Here is a 24,853-nt window from a genome sequence, read left to right as displayed (position 1 = left end):
TTCTTGGACGGGGTGAACAGGTTGGCCTTGACACGCACCAGTTCCCACAGCTCGTTGAGCAGGTCGAGCTCGTCGGCGGTGTACCGGTAGTAGAACGCGTGGCGGCGCACGACGTGGTTGTTCCTGGACTCGACGGTGGCCTGGTCGTTCTTCCTGTACGGGCGGCTTCTGGTCTGCTCGATGTCGCGCTCGTGCAGCCACGCGATCAGGTCCCGGTTGATGAACTCGCTGCCGTTGTCCGAGTCGTAGGAGCGGATGCGCAACGGCAGGCGGGACTCGATCAGCGCCTGCGCCCTGGAGAAGTTCGCGAACGCGTTGTTCCTGCACGACGCGTTCTCGGTCCAGCCGGTGGCGATGTCGACCACGGTCAGGGTGCGGCAGAACTCGCCTCTCAGGCTCGGCCCGCAGTGGGCGACGGTGTCGGCCTCGACGTTGCCGGGCAGCCCGTCCAGCTCGTCGCTCGCCTTCCTGATCGTGATCGAGTTGCGCAGCAGCTCGCACGCGGGCCTCGTGCCCGCCAGGCCCTTCGGACGCGCCGCGTCCCTCGTCTTCCTGAGGTACCGGTCCATCGTGGCCGGGCTCATCGCCATCAATTCGTTGAACGCGAACCCGTCGTACTCGGCAAGCTCGCCACGGGCTCTCAGCGTGGGCAGCCACAGGGGAAGCATCTGCTTGAGGTACTTCGCGCACGGCAGATCCATCATCAGCCACACCCGCACCAGCAGCTCGCGCGACTGCTCCGAATACCGTTTCGGCCGTGTCTTCCTGGCCGCCGGCAGCTCGCGCGGCTGCGTGCCGGCCTCGGTGAGCCTGCGCCTCGCGGTGCTTCTGCCGATCTTCAGCACGGAGCACATCTCGTCGAGGATGCGCCCCTTGTCCTTCTTCGATGCCTTCATGTACTCGTCCCTGAACCTCAGGGTGACCTGCCGCTTCGTCGCCATGCTGATCTTGCCTTCCATACGACAAGCCAAACAGGACCGGTACCGTTCGCGCTCATTTCCGATGAGGCACCACTGACCATTACGCGCTCAAAAAACGTGAGTCACGTCGCCAATCTAATACTACAGACAGCCTTCGTTATAATTGTGGCTATAATTATGGGGGTGGTTATCTATAAAAATGAAACAACATATTAGAGGAAAAATACAGGTATGACTGCGGATCTTACTTCTGGATGAATATTTGACTTGCTGAGCACGTTGGTTATTGTGGTTCGGCACTGAGGCTGGTTTTGGTTGTTATTGGCGTTGGGCACTGTGGTTATTGTGGTTTGGCACTGGTTGGGTTAGGCTCCTTTCACCATGCGATGGGCGCATGGGTTCGAAAGGAGTGCCGACGATGGTACGTAGGATCAAGGCGAAGCTCGTGCTCAGGCTTCGTGATCAGGGGTTGTCGCGCAACGCGATAGCCATGGGCTATGGCATGTCGAAGCATAGTGTGATCGACGTGTTCGACGCGGCCGATCGGTTTGGTGTCTCATACAGGGACGTGGAGGAGCGGTCGGACGACGAAGTGTATGCGATGCTGTTCCCGGGCCGTGGTGTGGTCGAGAGTGTGGCTCGACGCGTACAACGCCGCCCCGTTCCAGAAACGCGAGGGTAGCCGGCTCACCTCGTTCGTGACGGAGGAGAAACCCATGATGCTCCCGCTGCCCGCCGTCGCGTATGAGACCGGCGAATGGGTTGGATCGAGGAAGGTCGCCAACGACTGCCATGTCGGAGGGTGTCTAATTGTTTGTGTATGGGGTTGCTGGGTGAAAGGATATTATGATGGTGACCTCGTATGATGAAGTAGGGTGCGGCGATGGTGCCGTTGCCGTGGGTTCCGCCCGTGAGCTGGTGGATGGTCTTGTTTCGCCCGAGGAACGCTTCCGCACCTTCCTGTTCGAGCTCATGGAACGACGCCACGACACCGGCAGCACCCTGTTCGCCACCCAATACCCCCAAAAGGACTGGCACCAACGACTCGGCGGCGGCACCCACGCCGACGCCATCATGGACAGGATCGTGCACAACACCACCTGGATAGAAACCGGCGAATGGAACATGCGCGAACACGCACCCGGCAAGTAACCCCATCCCTCACCACGACAGGACGGCACCAGCAGTGCCCGACCACCACACACGGTGCCGTCCCGCAATAACCCCGGTACCCTCCCGCAATAACAACCAGTGCTCAAACCTCCAAATAATCAACTATCCCATAACAACATAAATGGTGCTCAAACCTCCAATACCAGAGCCTAGTCTGTAGCCGGTCCCCTTTGTGAAAGTGCGGTATTTAGACAAAGCGCCGCTCTTGACGTGAGAGGTATAGGTCCGTATTCTGTGATTTTCTAATTATCCCAACAATCTAGCTAACTTCGGAGAGATGTGAATGAGTATCGCGATTATAAAAGACACCACTGTCGCGAAAAGGAATCCAACGACGGTTGCGTTGCCCATCTGTTTAGTAAGCATCAAAATGAGCGGATGAATAAAAATTACAGGAAGTCCACGTGTACTGAGCCATGTGGCGAATGAAATTCGTTTGCCATTCAGAAGCTGCTGCCCCAACATTGTTGCACCAACGCATAGCATACCAGCGCAAAGGATGCTAAGTATCGGCGTACCAAAATCTGCCGATTTGATATCAAGAGGAAGTAGTCCAAGCGAAAAACCAGCAATGCCCAATGCAATGAGAGTGACAGCGATGGTTATTTTCCACAGTCGAGGAATCCTATTGGACCTCGAACATTGCCCTCCCCAAATTCCGATCATGATGAAAAAAGTGCATGGTAATGCGATACCCATAGACCACCATATTTTTTGAGCATATCAGCAGCAACAACAGCGCTTGTCAAACCAATGAGGCAGAGTACAACTCTTCCAAGTAGTCCTGCTATTTTTTGCGCAAGAATCATGTACATTCGAGCGAATAATAATGCGGTGATGAACCAGAAGACCGTGAACGGTGTGAGAGCATATGCGCCTCCACGAACAACGTCTGAAAATATGCTAATCATTCCCAGCAGGTTATCGCTCTTGACATGGAAAATCACTTCTATAAAGAGAAGCAGTACGGCCCATGACAAATATGGAATCATCAAAGACTGAAAACGGTGTCGCATTTCATTACGTATATCGACATCGGTTTTCCAGAACCAACCACTAAGTACGAAAAATAGTGGCACCTGCCACGTATATAGCAAAATATGTGCCAATTGATAGTTCGGAAAAGCATGGGTAGCAACAATCGCGATGATGCCTATGAGTCTTATGACGTCTATGGCACTATCACGCCGAGCACTTACTTGTAGAACTTGTGAGTTCTTGGCCATTGATTACTTCTTTCTTTGTTTAATGAAGGAGATGAGCAGCGTAAACTGGCGGCGGAAAATGATAGCGAAAGCAGTAGTGTAGATGGTGGCATAAATGAGCAGGTCGATGATAATGGTGTTGGTTTTCCAGTTGAGGAACGTTTGCGCTGTGTAAAGAGGTGCTAGCGGGATACAAGTAAACGCAAGTGTGGTGGCTACTGGTTTGAGGAATTCGCTGATGGGGTGGTCGAACGCCTTGTAAGTGGTGTAGTAGGCAACAGTGAATGTTTGACCTATGAATGCGATAGTGACGAAAATCGTGAGCAGTGTCACATCACCTGTAAGTGAGCCACAAGCAAGCATGAGAAGCATGATCGTTGTCGCGGCAAGTCCTTGTCGGAAGAGCAGGTCAGTCCGTCCTGCGCTTTGAAGTATACCTCCGGTGACGTTCATGACCATCTGGAAGATGATACTAACGGACAAGATAGTGAACAGAGGCACGCATGCAAGCCATTGGTCACCGTAGAAGATGAGGACGATCTCTCGTCCGCAAAGAATGAATACGCCTGCGATCCATGATCCGGTAATGGCAAGGGCTTTGACCATGAGCATCTGATAGTGGTGGAGTTTCTCTTTGTCGTCCTGATAGGCGGACAAGTAGGGTTGAAGGACCGATCCGAGTACACCGGGGATGAATTGAATTGGGTAGGTGGTGAGCTTGTATGCTTTGTCATACAGGCCAAGGGGTGCAGAACCGAAGAAGCGTCCAATGATGAGATGATCAGTGTTGCGGGAGAAGTAGTTGATAATGCTGAAGCCAGCTTGGTAGGCGGAGTAACGCGCGATGAGTCGCACAGGTTTGAACATATCCATCTGCTTAAAGCTGATTTGGCCGCGTATGCTGGCAATGTTCCATAGGAAGATGGCGATAGCGGTAATGTTCACGTTCCAAATGAGCGAATAGGTGCCGAATCCGTTGACTGCCATGATTACGGCGATGACGCCGCCAATGATGGTAGTAGCAACGAGACGTATGCCGATCACGTCAAAGCGTTTGTTACGTAGAAGTATGCCGTTTGGCACCATGTTAACAGTGTTGAAGAACACGGATACTGCGGCTAATGCACATAGCGGCGCGTATTCGGGTTCTCGATAGAACCACGCTATCGGTATGCCAGCAGCCAGAAATGCGACGGACAAGATGGTTGCGAGAATCAGAGAGAAGATAAACAAGCCTCCGAAGTCGTGCTTATCGAGCTGTTTGTATTGGATGATACCAGCTCCGAAGCCCATGTCCGCCAGAATAGCGAACAGACTTGTGAACACGGTTAGTCCAGCCATTATACCGTACTCTTCTGGCGAGAGGAGCCGAGCGAGAATCGCGGTCAGAACGAGTTGGACGAACACATTCACGTACCGTGACGCAAACTGGATGAAAGCGGCCTTGAAAAAACTGATGTTTTTAGTCTTCTTGCGCATGTTCATAGTGATGTGGATTGTTGACGTTGCGTGATGAGATAGGGGCTCTCTGGTCAGGAGTTGAGGATCTTCTCCCAATCCTTGATGATGACTTCTGGAGCAAATGCTTTTGCGCGTTCCAAGGACAAGCCAGAATACTTCTCACGCAGGTCTCGATCACTGATAAGTGACATGAGCTTATCAACGAAATCATCGACGTCACCATCCTTCGCAAGCAGACCGTATTTACCATGGTCGGTGACCTCATCCAATCCAGGATTGCCGAAGGCCACAACAGGAAGTCCTAGGCTCATAGCTTCGACGGTAACGAGGGGGAATCCCTCCCATCTGCTTGTAAGCACGAAAATGCTGGACTGAAGATAATGTTCGGTCAAATCGTCACCATTCAAAGCTCCACGGAGAATAAACTTATCCGCCAGATTCCGTTCGTCAATCAATTCACGGAATTTGTCTTCATCAACTCCGGCACCAGCAACACTAATTCTCCAGCCTTCGGGAAGACGAGAAGCTATCTCCACAAGATAGTCCAACCCCTTTTGCTCAACTAAAAGACGTCCCGTAAAAGAAATAATGTGAACATCAAGATCTGCCTTATTCTCATGCTCATGAATGGTGACAGGATTATGGATCACAACAACATTATTATTATATTGACGCCATTTCAACGCTGTATACGACTCCAAACAGATAATTCCGTCCGCAGCTGAAACATTTTTTACAAGCTCATCAAATCTACCACCGAAATATCTTTCGTTATTTTTATATATATCAAAATTATTATGCATCCAAAGATAAATCTTTAAAGATGGAAAAGCACCCTTTAAGTTTTTTACGAAAAAGAAAGATTCAGGACCCAACACAACGACTGAAGCATTCTTTTTTTTAACAAAATAACTTAAAAAAGAATAATTGAAAAAATCTAGTAATCCTAACTTATGAACTAACTTAATAAGGAAAATATTAAATAAAGTTATTTTATGTTCTAATAAACCAGTTTTAACCTGATATAAATTATTATCAAGAGAATATTTTAAAATAAAGACATTAAAATGCAATTCATTAAGAAGATTAACGATAGTGGAAGTAACTCTTTGTATTCCACCTAAACTTAAAGAATATACAGTAAAAAGAAAAACTCGATGTTTACTATTCAACATAACTCTCTCTATTCATCAATCATAAACATAAACAAGTAAATACTTAAGATCTCTTAAACAAATAAGCGATATTTAATAAATTCATCTTAAATAAAATAAATTTAACTTTTATGCCAAATGAAAAAGATAAATCAAAAATATTTATATTTTTTATTAAATTAAGTGCAACATTTCTAAGTGAAGACAATAACTGGTACTCACTAGATCTGTTAAAATGATAAAGAAAACCATAATACATGAGAACTTGTTTCAAGAAAAAACCATAAGCTTGTGATTTATCTTTTTCATTCAAAAAACATAATTCATCCAAACGATTACAAAAAACCAAAATATCTGAAGCAGGATCAATATGATTAGTATGGCTTTCCGACGAAACCCTTTGCGTCCAGTGATAGAAAACTTTTGGATAAAAATATATATACTTTGCTTTAAGTAAAACCGAAAGTACGAAATCGATATCATCAATACTATGGAAACAAGTATTAAAAGTGATTTTATTTTCTATAATAAAACTTTTTTTAAAAATACCAGTCCATACAAAACCATAAAACCTCTCAGAGAAAAAATAGTTCATCGCGGTTGATGCTGATACAATTCCCTCTCTTGGAAAATTATTAAACTTTATAACAGATTTATAGGGATATTTTTCATCAAAATTAAAAAAAAGAGCATCTATATCATTAGCCATCAGTATCGGAACAGTTGAGGATAAAGACTTGGGAGACAAAGAATCATCTTGATCAATAAATGTAATATATTTACCTTGACTATGTTGTATTCCCTGATTACGAACAGAAGCAATACCAGAATGTTCTAATTTAAAATATTTTACATTATCATATTTTTTTTCTAAATCACAACAGATCTTACCAGAATTATCAATAGAAGCATCGTCCATTAATAATATTTCAAAATTTTTAAAGATCTGACTTTCTAAATTATCAACCAAGCTTGTAATAAAATCTTCGCCATTAAACACGGGAACAATAAAAGAAACAAGATAATTATTCATAGAGATGACCTACTTAAAAGTATTTTCTTAACAAGAAAAATATACAAAAAAGGAGTGAAAACAAAGAAAAGAGCTTGAAGCTTTTTTTTACGAGTTAAATCTTTATTAAAAACTATAGCTAGAATGTAAGGACGACTTTCGTTAACTAAATTTTTCATATACTTATTATGAAGATTTATTCCACGTTTAATACATTCATTAAAGATACCCATCCTAGAAATAACATAGGCAGTTTCACCCGCATACAGGATATCAGAAAAATTTTTTTTAATATAATTAAGCTGCAAGGAACTTGTTACAAGCGGCGCATCATTAATTGATTTTGCATTTTGAATACTGCCTGCACGTTGCCTGTAATAGTAGAGTGCATCAGGACGAAAGTAAACGCCATTTTTTGCTTTCCCAAAAAGTTCAAAAATAACATAAGCATCCTCAGATAGTTTCCCCGCTGGAAATGATATACCATCAAATAGACTCCGCTTAAAAAGTTTTCCCCATACGGCAGTATTAAAGGATTGCCACGAATTCAAAGCTCGTAACGCCTCAGAAGGCGTAATAACTTTATTTGAAAAAAAAGTATTACTTTCAACTATTCTTTTACCAGAATCAAACGATAGAATCTTATTACAAATACTGATATCGACTTTATATTTATTAATTACTTCTACTAACTTAAAAAGATAATCTGGATCAATGTAATCATCTGAATCGACAAAAGCAACATACTCTGATCTAGCATAGCGCAAAGAAGTGTTCCTTGCGCTGGCTAAACCCATATTAGATTGTGAGTAAAGGTGAAAACGTTTATCAGAAGAAACATATTTTTCACATATCTCCTTAGATTTATCAGTAGAACCGTCATTAACAATAACAACTTCGAAATCAACAAACGTTTGATTCTGAATACTTCTCAAACATTCATCAACATATTTTTCAACATTATATACAGGAACCAAAACAGATACAAAAGTCATAACAAATCTCTTTCCACTAATAAGTACTTAGCATAGTATTAAAAATAGATACATAAGGAACAACTTCTTCATTATCTGCTTGAAGATAGAAACCGAAGGTCACCGCGATATATAATAAAACAATAACAGCTAAAAATATTTTTTTAATATATATATACCTACCTTTACTATCAAATAAATAATCTGCAAATAATTGAATGGAAAAAATTTGGGCAAATGAGAAATACCAAACAATTCTATACAAAAGAGGGATACCTCCCTGTATAACGCAAAAAATAAATGCAAAATACTGTGCAAGAAGAGCAACAACAACTGCATTATCTTCTCTATTCTTATAAAGAACGGAGACAAACATGAAAAGCAAAACAGCTGTGTTAATAAAAATTAAGCTCGTGACAGTCGCACCATTATTATAATAATTGCTTGCTGAGTATATTCCAAAACGTGTATTAACATAAAAATAATTTAAAAAAGAATTTAACGGAAAAGCTATTACTAGGCAAAATAATAAAAGAACCGCTATTTTTCTCATATTTTTTATTTTCACTATAAAATAATAAGAAAAAGGTAAAGCAAAATAGACTAAAGCAGAAATGTGTATAAAACCTGCAAGAACAATTAATACAATACTTTTTTTGAATTCTCTTCTAATCATGCACGCAAAAGAAATCAAACATATAGACATCGCTAAATATTGTGCAACATATCCAAAAGAACGTATAAAATCATACCCACCAACGAATAATGTTATGGGAATAAAAACTTTACAATTTAATAAATAAATAGCAACCCACACTAAACAGATAAAGAAAATTGAATCAATAAAAAAGAATACTTTGTAATCCGAAGTGAATATGGAAATAACTTTTAGATATACGTTGAATAGAAATTCATAATGACTTTTACCACCATTGACTACATTTTGAAAAGACGGAACATAATTATAAAAATAATCAAAACCTATGCCATAACGAAATCCGCGAACAAGAATCAGTGGAATTGCTGAAAAAACAAATAATAATAAAGATAAATCCGTTTTATGATATTTAGTACATATCGTACGAGATTTAACACAATCTGTTAAATCTGAACAAAAAGCAAAAAAAGAAGAAACTATTAATGTTATAATATAGACTAACATATTTGACCTATCAAATATACATTATACTTTTAACGTATAGATAATTTGACCAATTCTTCTCAGTACATTTGATTTCCATAGATCATAATGAATCAATATGAATAATCTTTTAATCAAAGAATAAGAAAGAATACTCGCATAATTTTTTAAAACTTTTTTGCTCTCGTCGCTCAAGTATAACTTATAATTATCGTAAATATAGGAAGCTTGTATTACTGAATTTCTTATGCTAACTTTGTTGTCATCATTCTTTTTTATCCACTTTAAAAGATTAAATTTTTTTGCGCCAACAACATTAGTTATATGCTGACAATAATCTATTGTTGGCGAATCAATGTATACTAATGATCCACATGCTGCACATATTACGGCAATAAACCAATCATGCATAACAATTTTATCACAATCAATAGTATGCTTTAATATCAATCTATATAGATCACGATTTATCATCGAAGCACAACCAGTAACAATATTTTGTACCAATAAATTAGACAAACTATTCCTATAAGGATTTAATTTCATCATATCATAATATGATTCCGAAATAAGAACCCCATGCTGATCTACAACTCTTAAATCTGAATATATTAGCATTGGGCCATTCTCACGTCCTCCCGCATCTATTACATTATGCAGAAATACCTCTAATTTATCGGGGTGCCAATAATCATCTTGGTCACAAAACGCAACAAACTCCGACTGTGCATTTTTTAACAAAAAAATAAAGTTTTTTGCCGCTGATCCAAATCGTTTCCCTTTAGAAATGATTTTAATTCGCGAATCTTCTTTAGCATATTTATATAATATATCCAAAGTTTTATCATTTGAACAATCATCTGAAACTAATAAATTCCAATTTGTATATGTCTGATGAATGATAGATTGAATTTGCTTTTCTATATAATCTTGTCCATTATATGTAGCAAGTAAAATTTCTACTAAGCCGTTGTACATTTTTCTACTTTATTCTAGGGAAAATTTGCTCAAGTTGCTTATAATAATTTTGTTCCATATTCAATATATACATACGGAACTCATTGAAATCTTTATAATCCTTATCATAGTTATTTAGCATTTCCTTAATGATTCCTTCAACCTCTTGAGGATCTGAATCTATTTCTATTTTATACTTTTCTGGTATAAGTACATCTTTTGTCAAAGCTGCATTTCTACGTGCAACTAAAACATTGGCACCATTAAAAACAGTTTCCTTAGGAAGCCTCTCAGGACCAGGAAAGAAGCCAAAATCTAAATATAACTTACTCTTGCGAAATAAATCTATCATTTGCTGAAATGATAGATTTCTTACTGGTATATAATGAAAATTCCCTCGACGAAGAAGAATGGCCATTAAATCAGACGGCTTCGCTGGATTATATAAGACAATATCTTGCCTCTTATCTAATCCTTTACCATCATAAACTCCATAATTTAGAAAATCTTTGCCAATTGAATGTATCAGTTCTTTAAATTCAACATGCATTTTTGAAGCCAACATTTTACTAATATAATATGAGCCAGATATATTATGAACATCTTTAATTGGAAAACACGTATGCCCATACTTTGCAAATGCTAATAACTTCTTTTTGATATATAAAATATATTTTATAAACGTTTTTATGAATTTCAATTTGGTTGGACGATGCGGATCTGAGAAAAAAAGTCCATCATAATAATTAAATGATAACCACCATATATACTTATCATAAAGTGGAAAATCAAATAAGCTTTCTGTATCAGATTCAGGAACAATTATGAAACTATCATCTTTATTTTTAACATCATCTGCAAGAACAACATCAAGTTCTTTTAGATACTTATTAAACTTTCTTGGAGGGTTAAAAGGCTTAACTCCTTTGTAAGCAATTTTAATATTATAACCAAACTTTTTTAAATCAACAGCCAATTGATATAATGCTTCTCCTCCGCCACTATAATAGCCAGTATCGAGTATAAAACCATTTGACTTTAGATTAGTTTTTTGCGCATCATTTTGCATAATATTACATCTTCCATATTAAATACTTATTTATAGATTATATAATTACAAGAATTTTATTTGCGGCAAAACATACAATCATATAAATGGTTTTCGTGTTATCTTCTCTTACAAGAAGCAGGATATAACACGAAAACCATTTACAAACATCAGCAATTAGTCACGCTTAAACAGATCGCGTGTAAATACCTTATTTGATACGTCATTTAGTTCTGTATTCCAACGATTTGCAACAATCACATCTGCATGCTGCTTAAACATTTCTAAGTCGTGTGTAACTTCACTTCCAAAGAAGTCAGGCGCATTCAGCGTTGGCTCATATACGAGAACTGTTACACCCTTAGCCTTCAGACGCTTCATCACACCTTGGATGGAAGACTGACGGAAATTATCAGATCCTGACTTCATAGTTAGACGATAGATGCCCACAACCGGATTTGTCTTGTCTGCAACCCGCGTAAGGATCTCGTCAGCAATAAAATCTTTGCGTGTGCTGTTTGCTGCGACGATCGCACCAATCAGATTTTGCGGTACATTCGCATAATTAGCAAGCAATTGCTTGGAATCTTTTGGAAGGCAGTACCCGCCATAACCGAAGCTCGGGTTATTGTACTGATCACCAATACGCGGATCAAGGCATACACCTTTAATAATCTCTCGTGCTGAAAGGTTGCGCGCTTCTGCATACGTGTCCAACTCGTTGAAGTACGCTACGCGTAATGCCAGATATGTATTTGCAAACAGCTTGATAGCTTCCGCCTCTGTCGTTCCACAAACTAGCTGCGGGATACCAGTAGTACCATCTGCATTAGTACGTTCCAGCTCAGCAGGATCAGCACCATGAGCGAGTAACTCGGCAAACCTACGTGCAGCCACTGTGGCTTCTTCATCGTCAACAGGAGCTCCTGCAACGATACGAGATGGATGCAAGTTATCATACAAAGCATGACCTTCGCGTAAAAACTCCGGAGAGAAAATAATGCGCTTATCCCCCAATTTCGCCCGTAAATCAGCAGTATAACCAACTGGAATCGTGGATTTGATTACAATCCAAGCTGTGCTATTCTGATCACGAATAGCTTTAATAGCAGCTTCCACACTTGACGTATCAAAATAGTTCTTCTGCGGGTCATAATTCGTTGGTGTCGCGACAATCGCATAATCAGCGCCAGCATATGCCTGTTTAGGATCAAGAGTTGCAGTAAAGTTCAATGGCATGGTACCTGACTGCTTGCCATCCAAAAAACGAGTAATTTCCTTATCAACAATCGGGCTCTTGCCTTGATTGAGCATTTCTACCTTTTCAGGCACAATATCCAAAGCGTGCACTTCATTGTGCTGTGACAGCAATAATGACACAGACAACCCGACATAACCTGTACCAGCAACAGCGATTTTCATTGCTTATTCTTTTCTCTAGGATACATTTGTACGTATAACCACTAATAATAATACAAAGGACAGAAAGGGGGATACGTTTTATCTCTTTTTCCGAGCTGCTCTCACTCCTGCACGATTGCCTAGCAACCGCGCAGCACAATCCAAGCAGAACCAGAACATTTCACCAACTTGCCCAGAACGAGCTAGTCCACTCATCACATATTTCACTAACGACGCTCCCTCCCCAGCAACTTTAGCTCCACCTAGTTTATCTTTCCGCAATTCGATTTCCTTACCCATAATGTAATTACGCTTATACTGCTGCTTCAATGAAAAATTATGTGAATGCCATACCTGAGCATCTGCAGCATAAGCAACCGAATATCCTGCACATAGGAACGACGCAGCGATGAACATATCTTCATTAGTAGTAATCGGGTGTTCAAAACCTCCAACAGCAAGATATGCGTCACGTCGATATGCAGAACATACATCCGTAGCGAAAAAAGCCTTGATTCCGAATCGTGGAATATCCTTTGCGCTCCGAACATGAGATACAGGCGGGTAATTAAATTCACGTACTAACTTCTCAGAAGATCGTGCCGATAGTCGCGCAATCTGACGACCACTAACTAATGCAACACGCTCGTCAGAAAACGGTTTTAGTAATTCCTCAATATAATATTCATCCTTTGGAAGAGCATCTTGCGTTAGAAATAGCACATAATCACCCTTTGATTCACGTAGTGCCATATCGCGTGTGGCACCATGATCAAAGTTCTTACGCTGTATCTGTAAAAGACGTACATCATCAAAATGACGTACTCGATGCACAGTGTCATCATCGGATTGAGAATCGACTACAATAATCTCATCCGGCTTGCGAGTTTGAGCTTGCAATGCTTCAAGCAGCTCAGTAATTTGTTGCCCGGCATTAAGCGTAGGAATAATAACAGATATCTGCTTAGACATTTACTAATTCCTTTTTTGAAAAAATAAACATTCAGCTCTTACATATGCCTTATGAAAACAAAATCGAGAAATCTCATGTTTGGAAACATAGAGATCTCTCGATTTACACTAATGTATAACTGAAGCACCAATATTAATCAGTACTGGTTAGCGATAATTACTAATTTGCCTTCTGCAACATCCTTAAGGTGTTTGCCGTATGGGCTTTTACCGTATCGATCCGCAGATTCAAGCAGCTCATCCTTGCTGATCCAACCATTCTCGTAGGCGATTTCCTCCACTACGGCAATCGGCAAACCTTGCGCACGCTGAACCGTACGCACAAATTCACCAGCTTGATACAGGCTGTCCATCGTGCCTGTATCAAGCCATGCATAACCACGACCAAGAGTGCGCACATTCAGAGAACCGTCTTCCAAGTACATACGGTTAAGATCCGTAATCTCCAACTCACCACGTGCAGACGGCTTGATCTGCTTAGCAAAATCCGTCACACGTTCATCATAGAAATACAAACCTGTAACCGCATAATGGGACTTCGGCTCCTTCGGCTTCTCTTCGATCGATATAGCCTTCTTATCTTTATCAAATTCAACTACGCCATAACGCTCAGGATCATCAACGTAATAGCCGAAGACACTCGCACCCTCACCGTTTTCAGCTTTTGAAACAGCCTTACGTAATGTAGTGCCTAGCCCATTACCGTAGAAGATATTATCACCTAGTACGAGCGCACATGGTTCACCATTGATAAACTCTTCACCCAAAATAAACGCCTGCGCAAGACCATCCGGACTAGGCTGCACTTTGTAACTAAAATGCACACCGTAATGAGAACCATCACCAAGCAACCGCTCAAAATTAGGCAAATCCTTCGGCGTGCTAATAATCAAAATATCGCGAATACCCGCCATCATTAACACACTCAACGGATAATAAATCATCGGCTTATCATACACAGGAAGCAACTGCTTCGACGTCACCGTCGTCAACGGATACAAACGCGTACCCGAACCACCAGCAAGAATAATACCTTTCACCATAACCTCCATAAACACTCGTTACGTTTATTAAACTATTCACTTACTCAATTCACGAGCCACATACGCCTTCAAAGAATCCTCCCAATCAGCAGGCGTATACCCAGCCTGCTCAATCTTAGACAAATCCAACGCAGAATACACCGGACGCGGACTCACCGGCGCCTTCGCATTCGCAAAATACTCCGCAGTAGAAATCGGCTTAACCTTATCCCCATTACCATTCGTCTGCTCAAACACAGCCGCAGCAATCTGAGCCCAATTCTTCACCGAACCAGAACCAGTCAGATTATACGTACCATACGGCGCACGACTATCCAACAAATGGAAAATCGCTTCCGCCATATCCTTCGTAAACGTCAAACGACCAAACTGATCATCCACAACCGTCACCTGCTCCAACGTATCGTCAGGATCAGCCACACGATTCGACAACATCATCATCGTCTTGACAAAATTATGACCCTCACCAATCACCCAGCTAGAACGCAAAATATAATGCTCAGGCGCATTCGCTACAGCAATATCACCAGCAGCCTTCGTCTGCCCATACACACCAAGAGGCGCAAACGACTCAGACTCCGTATGCTGTTCAACAGTCCCATCAAACACATAATCCGAACTGACATGCACCAACGTAATATGATGATCCTTCGCAACCTTAGCCAACAACGCAGGACCCTGCGCATTCGCCTTCCACGCAATCGGACGACCCTCAGCAGTCTCAGCCTTATCCACCGCAGTAAACGCACCAGCATTAATAATCGTCCCATACAGCGACCAATCAAACCGCTCATACGCAGCCGGATCAGAAAAATCAAACGTATCAATATCCGTATACTCAAAACCCTCTAAACCATGAGCCTCAGCATACGCACGAATCGCATGACCCAACTGACCATTACAACCCGTCACCAACGTACGCTTCGGAGCCATCGGCTTCGCATCCTTCAACAACGGATGATGCAAATCCGCCTCACTACGCTCAGACTCATCCAACGCAATCGGCCACTGAATATTCAACTCAGGATCAGCAAGATTCACAAACGTATACGTCTTCTTCTGCTCCAACGACCAATGCGCATTCACCAAATACGTATACACCGTACCATCCTGCAACGCCTGGAAACTATTACCCACACCACGCGGCACATAAATCGCCTTCGACGGATCCAAACGCGTCGTAAACACCTGACCAAACGACTCACCCGGACGCAAATCAACCCATGCACCAAAAATCTCACCAGCCGCAATCGAAATAAACTTATCCCACGGCTCAGCATGAATACCACGAGTCACACCCTTGGTCGCGTTGAACGAGATGTTATTCTGCACCGGGCCAAAATCAGGCAAACCCAACGCAGTCATCTTCGCGCGCTGCCAGTTCTCCTTAAACCAGCCACGATTATCACCATGCACCGGCAAATCAAACACCAACAAACCCGGAATATTCGTCTCCGAAACCTTCAAATCCTTCTCAAACTCAAAAACCATAATCACAACCCCTTAATATTATTTGTTATTTGTAGTTGTTATTCTGTTGTTCTACCTATTTGTTTCTAGTACGCAACAAACAAAATTACAATTCATTACTTGCCTTATACAAGGTAGCTCAACTAAATCGAGGAGAGAACGGACCCATACTCCCGCCTCTCCCCGATTACGCCTTCACTGGCCTTGACGCTTGTACTTAGCTTCCGTGGCAGCCTTAGCCGGCTCCCACCAATCACGATTATCCGTATACCACTGAATCGTCTGCTCCAAACCCTTCTGGAAATCAGTATGCACCGGCTTCCAACCAAGCTCAGTCTGCAACTTCGTCGAATCAATCGCATAACGACGATCATGACCAGGACGATCCTTCACCCAATCAAAATCATCAGGATCCTTACCCATAACCGTCAAAATATCACGCAACACAGTGAGATTATTACGCTCACCATTCGCACCAATCAAATACGTCTCACCAATACGACCCTTAGTCAAAATCGTCCACACACCAGTAGAATGATCATCCGTATGAATCCAATCACGCACATTGGAACCATTACCATACAACTTCGGCTTCAAACCATCAAGAATATTCGTAATCTGACGCGGAATAAACTTCTCCACATGCTGATACGGACCATAATTATTCGAACAATTCGAAATAGTGGCACGAACACCAAACGTACGATGCCACGCACGCACCAGTAGATCAGAACTCGCCTTCGTAGAACTATACGGCGAAGACGGATGATACGGCGTCTCCTCAGTAAACTTATGCGGATCATCCAACGCAAGATCACCATACACCTCATCAGTAGAAACATGATGATACCGCACATCAAACTTACGAGCAGCTTCCAACAAACGGAACGTACCCTCAACATTCGTCTTCAAAAACGGCTCAGGATTCGCAATACTATTATCATTATGCGACTCAGCCGCATAATGCACAATCGCATCATGCCCCGGCACAATACGATCAAGCAACTGCGCATCACAAATATTACCGTGCACAAACTCCACACGATCACCCAACACTGACTTAATATTCTCGAGATTACCCGCATACGTCAGCGCATCCAACACAGTAACATGCACATCAGGATGATTATTATAAACATAATGCACAAAGTTAGAACCAATGAAACCACAGCCACCGGTCACAATAATATTCTTAGGAGAAAACACATCATCTAACATAAACAACATGTTACCCTACCCCCGAACATAAATATGAGCTAATGTCACAAATAACCATAAAATGTGGATTACAGAATAGAGGAGAGCGCACATCTCGTTATATTCAACTCCTCCATGTGATTACCCCACAGGCCGCTTCGCGGCCAGCTCGTCCTGCAATTATGGACTCGCTACGCGCGCAGTTTATTGGCTCGCCTGTCGGCTCGTACGTTGCATGCAAACAGCTCTGCTGTTTGCATGCAACGTACTGACAAGAGGAGCTGGGATAGGGTTAGTAGGCACCCTTGGGGTTGAGCATGACGCCTACCGTGCGGAAGATATAGACGAGATCGCCTAAAATCGACCAATTTTGCACATACGAAACGTCAAGTTGACGGCTTTCTTCGTCGCTCAAATCATTGCGGCCAGATACCTGCCACGGACCAGTAATACCGGGCTTGACCAGCAGTCGCGTCGCATACACCGGGTCATACTCGTCCACCTCATACTGACGCTGCGGACGCGGACCAACCACGCTCATCGTACCGAGGAACGAGTTGAAGAACTGTGGCAACTCATCCAACGACGTCTTACGAATAAAATGACCGACCTTCGTCACGCGCGGATCATCCTTCACCTTAAACCGCGCACCAAGCTCCTGACCGTTCGCCGCAGCCACTTGCGCATCAAGCTTGTCTGCATTCACCTTCATTGAACGGAACTTGTAAATCTTAAACGGCTTACCGCGTAGGCCGATACGCTCCTGCTTGTACAGGATCGGGCCGTGATCGTCGAGCTTAATCGCAATCGCTACGCCGATCATAAACGGCGACGTGAGCACGATCAAAATTGCAGACACAATAATGTCAAACAAACGCTTAGCAATACACGTTGCCACACCATACTGCGCGAGGCTGATCGTAAGAATATTCACGCCCTTCAACGTGCGCACCGTCAGCTGGTGGCCGGCGATATCCGCAGCCGACGAGAATAATGCAATCTCCAAACCCAATGATTCGAGCGGCAGAGAGAACGCCGCAAAATCATCCGATTCACGATGCAGCACATCCGTAACCATCACAGTCTGAGCCTTCAACCGCACCGCAGTCTGCCCAAGCTGGTAGTCAAACGGTACCACCGGCAAATCAGTCACATTCCAAGACTGAAATAGAGCTTCCAGTTCATCATCGCTGAGTGTAGATGGCTCAACCTCACCAGTCGCCGGATTTTCACGAATCGGGCAAATCGCAACCGGCTTGTAATTTAGCTGCTGACGATCCTCAAGGAACTTCAATGTATCAGCAATACTCTGCGGTGAGCCAACCACGATCGTCGCATACGTGTACGCGCCCTTACGACGGTTACGAGTAATCACCGCGCGCGCAATCAAACGTTCGACAATCGTGAGGAAGCAATCGAACACAATCATCACAGTCACTGTCGTCAGCGGAAGATTGACGTGAAAAATAAAGTTCACCGCGCACAAGGCCACCCAGCTGACCGCCGCGCCCTTGATAATAATCGGCACGAGCTGATAGCCGTCACCCATCACATGACGGTGGTAAATGCCCGCGTGACGCAAGCAGAACGCCCATACGAACGCGCCAAGCAAGAGATATACTGTCGTGCCGAACGCGGACGAGTCAATAAACGTGGCAAGGCTACCGTGGCGGAACAGCAGCAGCGCGATGGCAGAGCCGATGATGAACATCGTGCAATCGCACAACATCAACGTGAGGTTGAGAAAGAAACGCCAGTACTGAACGCGCGAATACTGGCCGGCACGCAGATCACTAAGCACACGAGAATCCGTACTGATGCCAATATTCTTTTGACCTTGTACTGAGCCGCGATATTGGCGAGCAGAGCTAGATGCAGTTCCACTGCTGGAAACTCTACGAGCAGTACCTGCACTGCTGACACTGCTCGTACTACCAGTGTTGCTAGTATCAGTTGCCGTCGTATTATCGGATTGTACCGATGCCATCCGTTCTCTCCCTTATACGCCATTTCGCGCGGTAATTTAGCGAGCCAAATCACCGTATGCCACGGAGCCGGACAAGCATGGCGCACAGCCATGCCTGCCTACCGTGGCCGAACAACCGATTCCGACAATACTATACCCCCGATAAAATGTACAAACATGATGTTCGGTTGGTCCACGGTATGAACGGTTGAGTAACGCCGAGTGTGTAACGCCGCCCTATAAATTTTGCCTATATAGAGGTATAAGCTATGTACGTTTAAATACGCGCGTGTTGGGAAGAATGTGGTGCATGGGACGCATGACGAATCATGAGAATTACGAAAATACGGGTATGACTGACGGCAGGCGCGAACACCGTGACGAGCAAGACAATGGATGCAGCGAGCGTAGCGGCGAGACTGGCGGCGCTGCTGTCGACAACACATCGCGCACGTCAACGGCGACGCACAAACCGATCGTAACTTCACGCACGTTATCGTCACTATCGTTACAGTCATCACGGTCGCCGCGGTCGCGCGCACTCACCAGTTCGGAAACCTATGTCAACGGCCACTTGACGCCCGTTGCGTTCACGTCCATCGCGATTCTCACGTTCATCACGTTCGTCGGTAACTTCACGCAGCTGCAGCTGAGCGCCGCCCTACCAACCATCGTCTCAGATTTTGGTATTTCGGTGACCACCGCACAGTGGCTCACCTCAATTTTCCAGCTGGTGATGGGCGTGATGGTGCCGCTCACCGCATTTCTCACGCGGCGCTTTTCCACACGTCAGATCGTGATTACGTCAATGATTGTGTTCACGATTGGCTCACTGCTCGCATGGGTTGGCTCGTCATTCCTCGTGGTGCTGCTCGGCCGTCTGCTGGAGGCAGTGGGTACCGGCGTGATGTGGCCGGTATTGCAAATCACCGTGTTCTCGATTTACCCACTGTCACGCCGCGGCATGGCGATGGGCACGGTCGGCATGGCGATGAGCGTGGCGCCTGCGATCGGCCCGACGATCGGCGGGTGGCAAACCGATGCGAACGGCTGGCGTTCGATTTTCGTGACGTTGACAATTATCGGCGTGTTTTCGCTGCTGCTGGCCATATTCGGACTGCATAATTTCGGCGAGCATGATCCAAATGCTCGCGCAGACTTCTTCTCCGTGGGATTGTCGGTGATTGGCTTCGGCGGGCTCATGTTCGGGTTCACCAATATTGAAGCGTATCCGTTTACCCATCCGATGGTGTGGGGCGCGGTGCTGATCGGCGTGATCGGTATCGTATGGTTTGTGATACGGCAAGTGCGCGGGGCACGTGCGTTTAACAGGGCGAAGAGCGCAGCCGCAACTTCCGCAGTCTCCGCAACATCCGCAACTTCCAAACGCACTCGCTCCATCAATCCGCCATTACTCGATCTCGGCGTACTCAAAAACCGCAACTTCACTATCGGCACGATTTGCGCTGCTTTGAGCTTCTTCGCATTCAGTTCGATCATGGTGATCATGCCGCTCTATATTCAAGACGATCGCGGCTATTCGGCCACTATCAGCGGTCTTGTGATGATGCCTGGCGCGTTCGGCATGTGTATTTCGCAGTTCTTCGGCGGCAAACTGCTCGACCGACTCGGCGCGCGGCCCGTCGCGATCACCGGTACGGCTGTGCTGTTGTTTGGCACCATCATGATGAGTCTTATCGACCGCAATACGTGGATTTGGTGGGTGTCAATCTGGCAGTTTGTGCGGCAAATCGGCATGGGATTTATTATCATGCCGGTTACCACATGGTCACTTAACTGTCTTGATCACACTGAGGTTTCCGCAGGGTCGGCAGTAACCAATACGGTGCGCCAAATTGCGGGCGCGATCGGCGCGCCGGTGCTCGTTATTCTCATGGAAACGCTCACGCAGCTGCACGGCGGCAACAAGATTGATGCGAGCATTTTTGGCACGCAATGGACGCTGCGAGTGAGCGCGTTCCTCGTGTTTGTTCAGATGCTGATTGTTATTTTCGGCGTCAAGGGCGAAGGTGCAGGGTCTTCCCATGAGGCCGCGCAGAAAGCGGTAGCTCGTTTCCACGAGGCGCATGAAGCACGGCTGGTACAGCACGCACATTAGGCCATAGACCAACGTATCTTCTCAAAACTGAGAGGCAGAATTCGCATTGTGCAGAGGTCTTTCTCAAAACTGAGAGGCACTGGCTCACAGTGAAACCCCATGATCATACCCCTGTACTCATGGTAATCAGCAGCTAAACCGCAAATAGCTGCCTCTCAGTTTTGAGAAAGACCTCTGCAACGCAAGAAAACTGCCTCTCAGTTTTGAGAAGGCTTGAGAAAGTCTGAAAAAGTTTATCTCCTCGAAAAAAGCAAAGTATCAAATCCTCTATACCTCACGCCTTGCCGAGGACGGTGAGCACGATGAGTAGCACGTTGAGCGCAACAATCAACGCAGCCACCGCAATAAACAACACATGCTTAGCGGTTCCGTCAACGTACTCCCCCATCAGCTTCTTATCGTGCGTATAGCGCATGAGCGGGATAATCGCGAACGGAATACCAATCGACAAAATCACCTGACCCACGACCAACGCTTGCGTCGGATTCGGAGCAAACCACAGCACGATCAACGCCGGCACCAACGTCACCACACGGCAAGCCCACATCGGCGCCTTAATACGCAGCAATCCGTGCATAATTTCCGAACCAGCATACGTGCCAACCGACGTCGAACTTAAGCTCGACGCAAGCAGACCAATCGAGAAAATCGTGCCAACCACCGGGCCGAGCACCGACACAATCGCATGCTGCGCACCCTCGATCGAATCCGTGCCGCTCATACCGTACAGCGAGTTCGCCGCAATAATCAGCAGCGACACGTTCACCGAACCAGCCAACAGCAAAGCCCACACCACATCAATTTTCGAGCCACGCAACAACTGACGCGTGCTCGGCTTCTTCTCCCCCGGCGCATAATGGTCGTTAACCAGCGTTGAATGCAGGTAAATCGCGTGCGGCATCACCGTCGCACCCAACATAGACGTAGCCATAAGCACCGAATCAGTAGTCGTAAAATGCGGAATAAGGCCGCCCAGTATTTCACTGGCATCAGGCGGCGCAATAAACAAGCCAAAAATAAAGCCAAATGTGATAACCAGCAGCAGCGCGATCACGATTTTCTCAAACAGACGATGCGTCTTGCCGCCTTGGAACCACAACAATACCGTGGAAATCGCGCCGATAATAAGACCGCCAACAAACAGCGGCACGCCGAACAGCAGGTTGAGCGCGATCGAACCGCCGATAACCTCAGCCAAGTCAGTTGCGATCGCGATGACCTCAGCCTGCATGAAAAACATGAACCGGCCGGCATCACTCATACGCTCGCCAAGCAGTTCCGGCAGCGATTTTCCGGTGACAATGCCGAGTTTGGCGGATTGATATTGAATGAGCACGCTCATGGCGTTCGCGAGTACGAGTACCCAGACGAGTAGGTATCCGTAGCGCGCGCCCGACGTGATATTCGCGGCCACGTTACCCGGGTCGACGTAGGCGACGGCGGCAACGAATGCTGGGCCGAGGATGGACGCTAGCGCGTGACCTTTGCGACCGTTGGCGCGTTTGCTGCCGCGTTGGCGATCATGTTCTTCCGCGACGCGCGCGCGTTCGAGATCAAGTTCGGCGGCTGGCATGTCGCGTTCGATAGGTGCGATTGCGGCTGTTGCTGGGCTGGCTGAATTGATGGGATTGACTGTATTAGTTGTGTTGTTTGCGAGGTCAGACTGACTGACAGTGTGCTTATTCTCTTCCATACCGCGCACTGTTATAGCCCCGGCATGTTACATGCATATGCCGCGTGGCAGAAAACGCTCGCTGACGCATGGCTCAGCGAGCGTTTTCTGCCACGCACAACAACACACAACAACACAGTGGCGGTTTTCTCTCGCTGAGAGCGGCTCAGTGAGAGAAAACCGCCACGCACAGCGCCACACCGCCTTACGGCAGTTGTTCGTTGGGACAGGAGGATAGCACGGCTTGCATGGCTTGCTTTTCGCGAGACGTGACAGTGAGCGCGTACTTAGTTTTGATGCCGATCTGCCGAGCGACATATTGGCATCGATACGCGCTATTCGTCGGCAACCAGTATGCAGCAGACGCAGAACCCTTGTCCTGATTGGCAGGACCGTCAACCGCAAGCAAGTTCGTCATATCGTTGCCGAACCGAGTCCGTTTGGCGCTGTCCCAGCTGCGCGCGCCGGACTGCCATGCGTTTTCAAGCGCAACAACATGATCAATCTGCACGGCACTGCTCGTCGTCCGACCGCGCACAAAATGGATAGTCTGTCCGGTATATGGATCGTTGAGCGTGCCCGACTTTACTTTGCAGCTGCCAGCGGACGTGTACTGTACGTCGGTCAGATCGCGAGCCAATACATCCTCGCGCACGTCGCAACCGTTGCCGTCATCGTCAGTTTCACGGTAACCGAACAGATCACGATCGTAACCGGACTTGTCGGGTTGATCGTCGACGACGAGCTTGCCTAGCGCGTCCGCAGCCGGCCCGCTTGCCGCGTATTCTCCCGTGATCTGGCCGACGGTGGGACTGACTTTGGGTAAGCCAATACCAACTGATACACCGGCGATCACGACCAGTACGAGCAGAATCAGGATGCGTTCGAGCGGACTGGACGCGTTGAATCGGCGACGAGAGAAGTGCGTGGCGCGACGGGAAGTTCGGCTGGACCGGCTGGAACGTCGCGAACTACCCGACCGTCGACCCGAGGAGCGACGATACTCACGCATACGTAAACGTGAGCGGATCGTGACCGGCGCGCTTCGGACCGTCAAGTGCGTCGATAGCCGCATGCTCTTCGAGCGTGAGTGCGAAACCGAATACGTCGAGATTCTGCCGCTGGCGTTCCTCATGCACCGACTTAGGGATGATAATCGTGCCGTTTTCGATATGCCAACGCAGGATTACTTGTGCAGGGCTCACGTTGTGCACTTGCGCGATCTTTGCGATCGTGCCGTTGCCCGCGTTGAGATCGGCACCGCGAGCCATCGGCGAGTATGCTTCGACAGCAATGCCGTGCTGCTGGCAGAACTCAACCACGCCACGCTGCTGCCACGTCGGATGCAGTTCGATCTGATTGACGGCCGGCCAATCGCCCGTCTCATCGTGCAGTCGTTCGAGATGTTCGGGCAGGAAATTGCACACGCCGAGCGTCTTGACACGACCATCCTCGCGCAGCTTGCGGAACGCTTTCCACGTCTCGCCACTACGCCATTCAAACGGGGTCGGCCAGTGAATCATATACATATCTACATAGTCGACTTGCAGTAATTTGAGCGACTCATCGAACGCGGCGAGCGCGGAATCGTAACCCTGCTGCGAATCGCGTAACTTGGTCGTCAGCCACAGTTTCTTGCGCTGCTCGCCCGTGTTGAAACCGGTTGCAGCGAGCGCACGGCCGACGCCAGCCTCATTGTTGTATCCGGCCGCGCCGTCAATGTGACGATAGCCGAGTTTCAACGCCGTTTCTACGACCGGTACTACGCCTTCGTCGTCGATACGTAGTACACCAAGTCCGATCTGCGGAATCGCGTTCCCGTCATTGAGCGCGATATGCGGTACGGTTGCAGCCGCTGCCGCTACGGCCAGATCACTGGTTCCCAACATGGCAAACCTCCTATGTCAACTTTCTTCATATCCACAATACACGTCGGACGGCCTCGCTGGTATGCGGGTGAGTTTGTGA

At 45.8% G+C, this 24,853-nt stretch carries 22 protein-coding genes; 3 read left to right on the top strand and 19 right to left on the bottom strand.

The window, feature by feature from the left end:
- A partial coding sequence (locus BHAP_RS03330; protein ID WP_094729336.1) for a DDE-type integrase/transposase/recombinase occupies nt 1–959 on the bottom strand: 959 nt, incomplete at its 3' end.
- Between the two features lie 379 nt (nt 960–1,338).
- Between BHAP_RS03330 and BHAP_RS03325 the strand changes: the two genes are divergently transcribed.
- Nucleotides 1,339–1,602 (top strand): hypothetical protein, encoded by a 264-nt coding sequence (locus tag BHAP_RS03325; RefSeq protein ID WP_094729335.1) that lies wholly within the window; start codon nt 1,339–1,341, stop codon nt 1,600–1,602.
- Between the two features lie 164 nt (nt 1,603–1,766).
- The gene (locus BHAP_RS03320) at nt 1,767–2,072 is read left to right on the top strand and encodes an ATP-binding protein (protein WP_211279675.1); all 306 of its coding nucleotides are present in this window, start codon (nt 1,767–1,769) and stop codon (nt 2,070–2,072) included.
- A 267-nt stretch (nt 2,073–2,339) separates the two neighbouring features.
- On the opposite strand, the gene BHAP_RS03315 is transcribed toward BHAP_RS03320, so the two are convergent.
- From BHAP_RS03315 to BHAP_RS03245, 15 genes are all read right to left on the bottom strand, one after another.
- Nucleotides 2,340–2,759 carry a YccS family putative transporter gene (locus BHAP_RS03315; protein ID WP_094729334.1) on the bottom strand — a complete coding sequence of 140 codons (420 nt, stop codon included), beginning with the start codon at nt 2,757–2,759 and terminating at the stop codon, nt 2,340–2,342.
- Nucleotides 2,756–3,319, bottom strand: coding sequence for an acyltransferase family protein (locus BHAP_RS03310; RefSeq protein ID WP_094729333.1), 564 nt, complete (start codon nt 3,317–3,319; stop codon nt 2,756–2,758). The genes BHAP_RS03315 and BHAP_RS03310 overlap by 4 nt, the downstream gene beginning before the upstream one ends.
- Before the next feature lie 3 nt (nt 3,320–3,322).
- The gene (locus BHAP_RS03305; RefSeq protein ID WP_094729332.1) at nt 3,323–4,783 is read right to left on the bottom strand and encodes a lipopolysaccharide biosynthesis protein; all 1,461 of its coding nucleotides are present in this window, start codon (nt 4,781–4,783) and stop codon (nt 3,323–3,325) included.
- A 47-nt stretch (nt 4,784–4,830) separates the two neighbouring features.
- On the bottom strand, nt 4,831–5,934 hold the full coding sequence (locus tag BHAP_RS03300) for a glycosyltransferase (RefSeq protein ID WP_094729331.1): 1,104 nt from the start codon (nt 5,932–5,934) through the stop codon (nt 4,831–4,833).
- Between the two features lie 43 nt (nt 5,935–5,977).
- Nucleotides 5,978–6,946 (bottom strand): glycosyltransferase, encoded by a 969-nt coding sequence (locus BHAP_RS03295; RefSeq protein WP_094729330.1) that lies wholly within the window; start codon nt 6,944–6,946, stop codon nt 5,978–5,980.
- On the bottom strand, nt 6,943–7,920 hold the full coding sequence (locus BHAP_RS03290) for a glycosyltransferase family 2 protein (RefSeq protein WP_094729329.1): 978 nt from the start codon (nt 7,918–7,920) through the stop codon (nt 6,943–6,945). The genes BHAP_RS03295 and BHAP_RS03290 overlap by 4 nt, the downstream gene beginning before the upstream one ends.
- Before the next feature lie 16 nt (nt 7,921–7,936).
- On the bottom strand, nt 7,937–9,061 hold the full coding sequence (locus BHAP_RS03285) for an EpsG family protein (protein WP_094729328.1): 1,125 nt from the start codon (nt 9,059–9,061) through the stop codon (nt 7,937–7,939).
- 21 nt (nt 9,062–9,082) lie between these two features.
- Entirely contained in the window at nt 9,083–10,018 is a 936-nt protein-coding gene (locus tag BHAP_RS03280) for a glycosyltransferase family 2 protein (protein ID WP_094729327.1), read from the bottom strand.
- 4 nt (nt 10,019–10,022) lie between these two features.
- Nucleotides 10,023–11,066, bottom strand: a complete 1,044-nt coding sequence (locus BHAP_RS03275) for a hypothetical protein (protein ID WP_094729326.1) — start codon at nt 11,064–11,066, stop codon at nt 10,023–10,025.
- A gap of 156 nt (nt 11,067–11,222) precedes the next feature.
- On the bottom strand, nt 11,223–12,467 hold the full coding sequence (locus tag BHAP_RS03270; protein ID WP_094729325.1) for a nucleotide sugar dehydrogenase: 1,245 nt from the start codon (nt 12,465–12,467) through the stop codon (nt 11,223–11,225).
- A 78-nt stretch (nt 12,468–12,545) separates the two neighbouring features.
- Entirely contained in the window at nt 12,546–13,418 is an 873-nt protein-coding gene (locus BHAP_RS03265) for a glycosyltransferase family 2 protein (RefSeq protein WP_094729324.1), read from the bottom strand.
- A gap of 137 nt (nt 13,419–13,555) precedes the next feature.
- On the bottom strand, nt 13,556–14,458 hold the full coding sequence (gene rfbA / locus BHAP_RS03260; RefSeq protein WP_094729347.1) for a glucose-1-phosphate thymidylyltransferase RfbA: 903 nt from the start codon (nt 14,456–14,458) through the stop codon (nt 13,556–13,558).
- A 39-nt stretch (nt 14,459–14,497) separates the two neighbouring features.
- On the bottom strand, nt 14,498–15,952 hold the full coding sequence (locus BHAP_RS03255; protein ID WP_094729323.1) for a sugar nucleotide-binding protein: 1,455 nt from the start codon (nt 15,950–15,952) through the stop codon (nt 14,498–14,500).
- A gap of 174 nt (nt 15,953–16,126) precedes the next feature.
- Nucleotides 16,127–17,149: a dTDP-glucose 4,6-dehydratase gene (rfbB, locus tag BHAP_RS03250; protein WP_094729346.1), complete on the bottom strand. Its 1,023-nt coding sequence runs from the start codon at nt 17,147–17,149 to the stop codon at nt 16,127–16,129.
- A gap of 271 nt (nt 17,150–17,420) precedes the next feature.
- Entirely contained in the window at nt 17,421–19,115 is a 1,695-nt protein-coding gene (locus tag BHAP_RS03245) for a sugar transferase (protein ID WP_094729322.1), read from the bottom strand.
- A 289-nt stretch (nt 19,116–19,404) separates the two neighbouring features.
- Here BHAP_RS03245 and BHAP_RS03240 point away from each other — a divergent pair, with 289 nt between their 5' ends.
- Nucleotides 19,405–21,213 carry an MDR family MFS transporter gene (locus BHAP_RS03240; RefSeq protein ID WP_244569279.1) on the top strand — a complete coding sequence of 603 codons (1,809 nt, stop codon included), beginning with the start codon at nt 19,405–19,407 and terminating at the stop codon, nt 21,211–21,213.
- Nucleotides 21,214–21,487: 274 nt separating this feature from the next.
- Here the strand turns inward: BHAP_RS03240 and BHAP_RS03235 are convergent, their stop codons facing one another.
- The 3 genes from BHAP_RS03235 to BHAP_RS03225 form a co-directional block, all read right to left on the bottom strand.
- Nucleotides 21,488–22,786 (bottom strand): Nramp family divalent metal transporter, encoded by a 1,299-nt coding sequence (locus BHAP_RS03235; RefSeq protein WP_094729344.1) that lies wholly within the window; start codon nt 22,784–22,786, stop codon nt 21,488–21,490.
- Nucleotides 22,787–23,090: 304 nt separating this feature from the next.
- On the bottom strand, nt 23,091–23,897 hold the full coding sequence (locus BHAP_RS03230; protein WP_094729321.1) for an HNH endonuclease family protein: 807 nt from the start codon (nt 23,895–23,897) through the stop codon (nt 23,091–23,093).
- Nucleotides 23,890–24,774, bottom strand: a complete 885-nt coding sequence (locus tag BHAP_RS03225) for an aldo/keto reductase (RefSeq protein WP_094729320.1) — start codon at nt 24,772–24,774, stop codon at nt 23,890–23,892. Before BHAP_RS03225 ends, BHAP_RS03230 begins: the two co-directional genes overlap by 8 nt.
- Between the last annotated feature and the right edge of the window lie 79 nt (nt 24,775–24,853).

It is taken from the genome of Bifidobacterium hapali, from assembly GCF_002259755.1.
In the GTDB taxonomy this organism is placed as follows: domain Bacteria; phylum Actinomycetota; class Actinomycetes; order Actinomycetales; family Bifidobacteriaceae; genus Bifidobacterium; species Bifidobacterium hapali.
The sequence above is the reverse complement of the archived record's forward strand: the minus strand, read 5'-3'. Positions and strand labels throughout refer to the sequence as shown.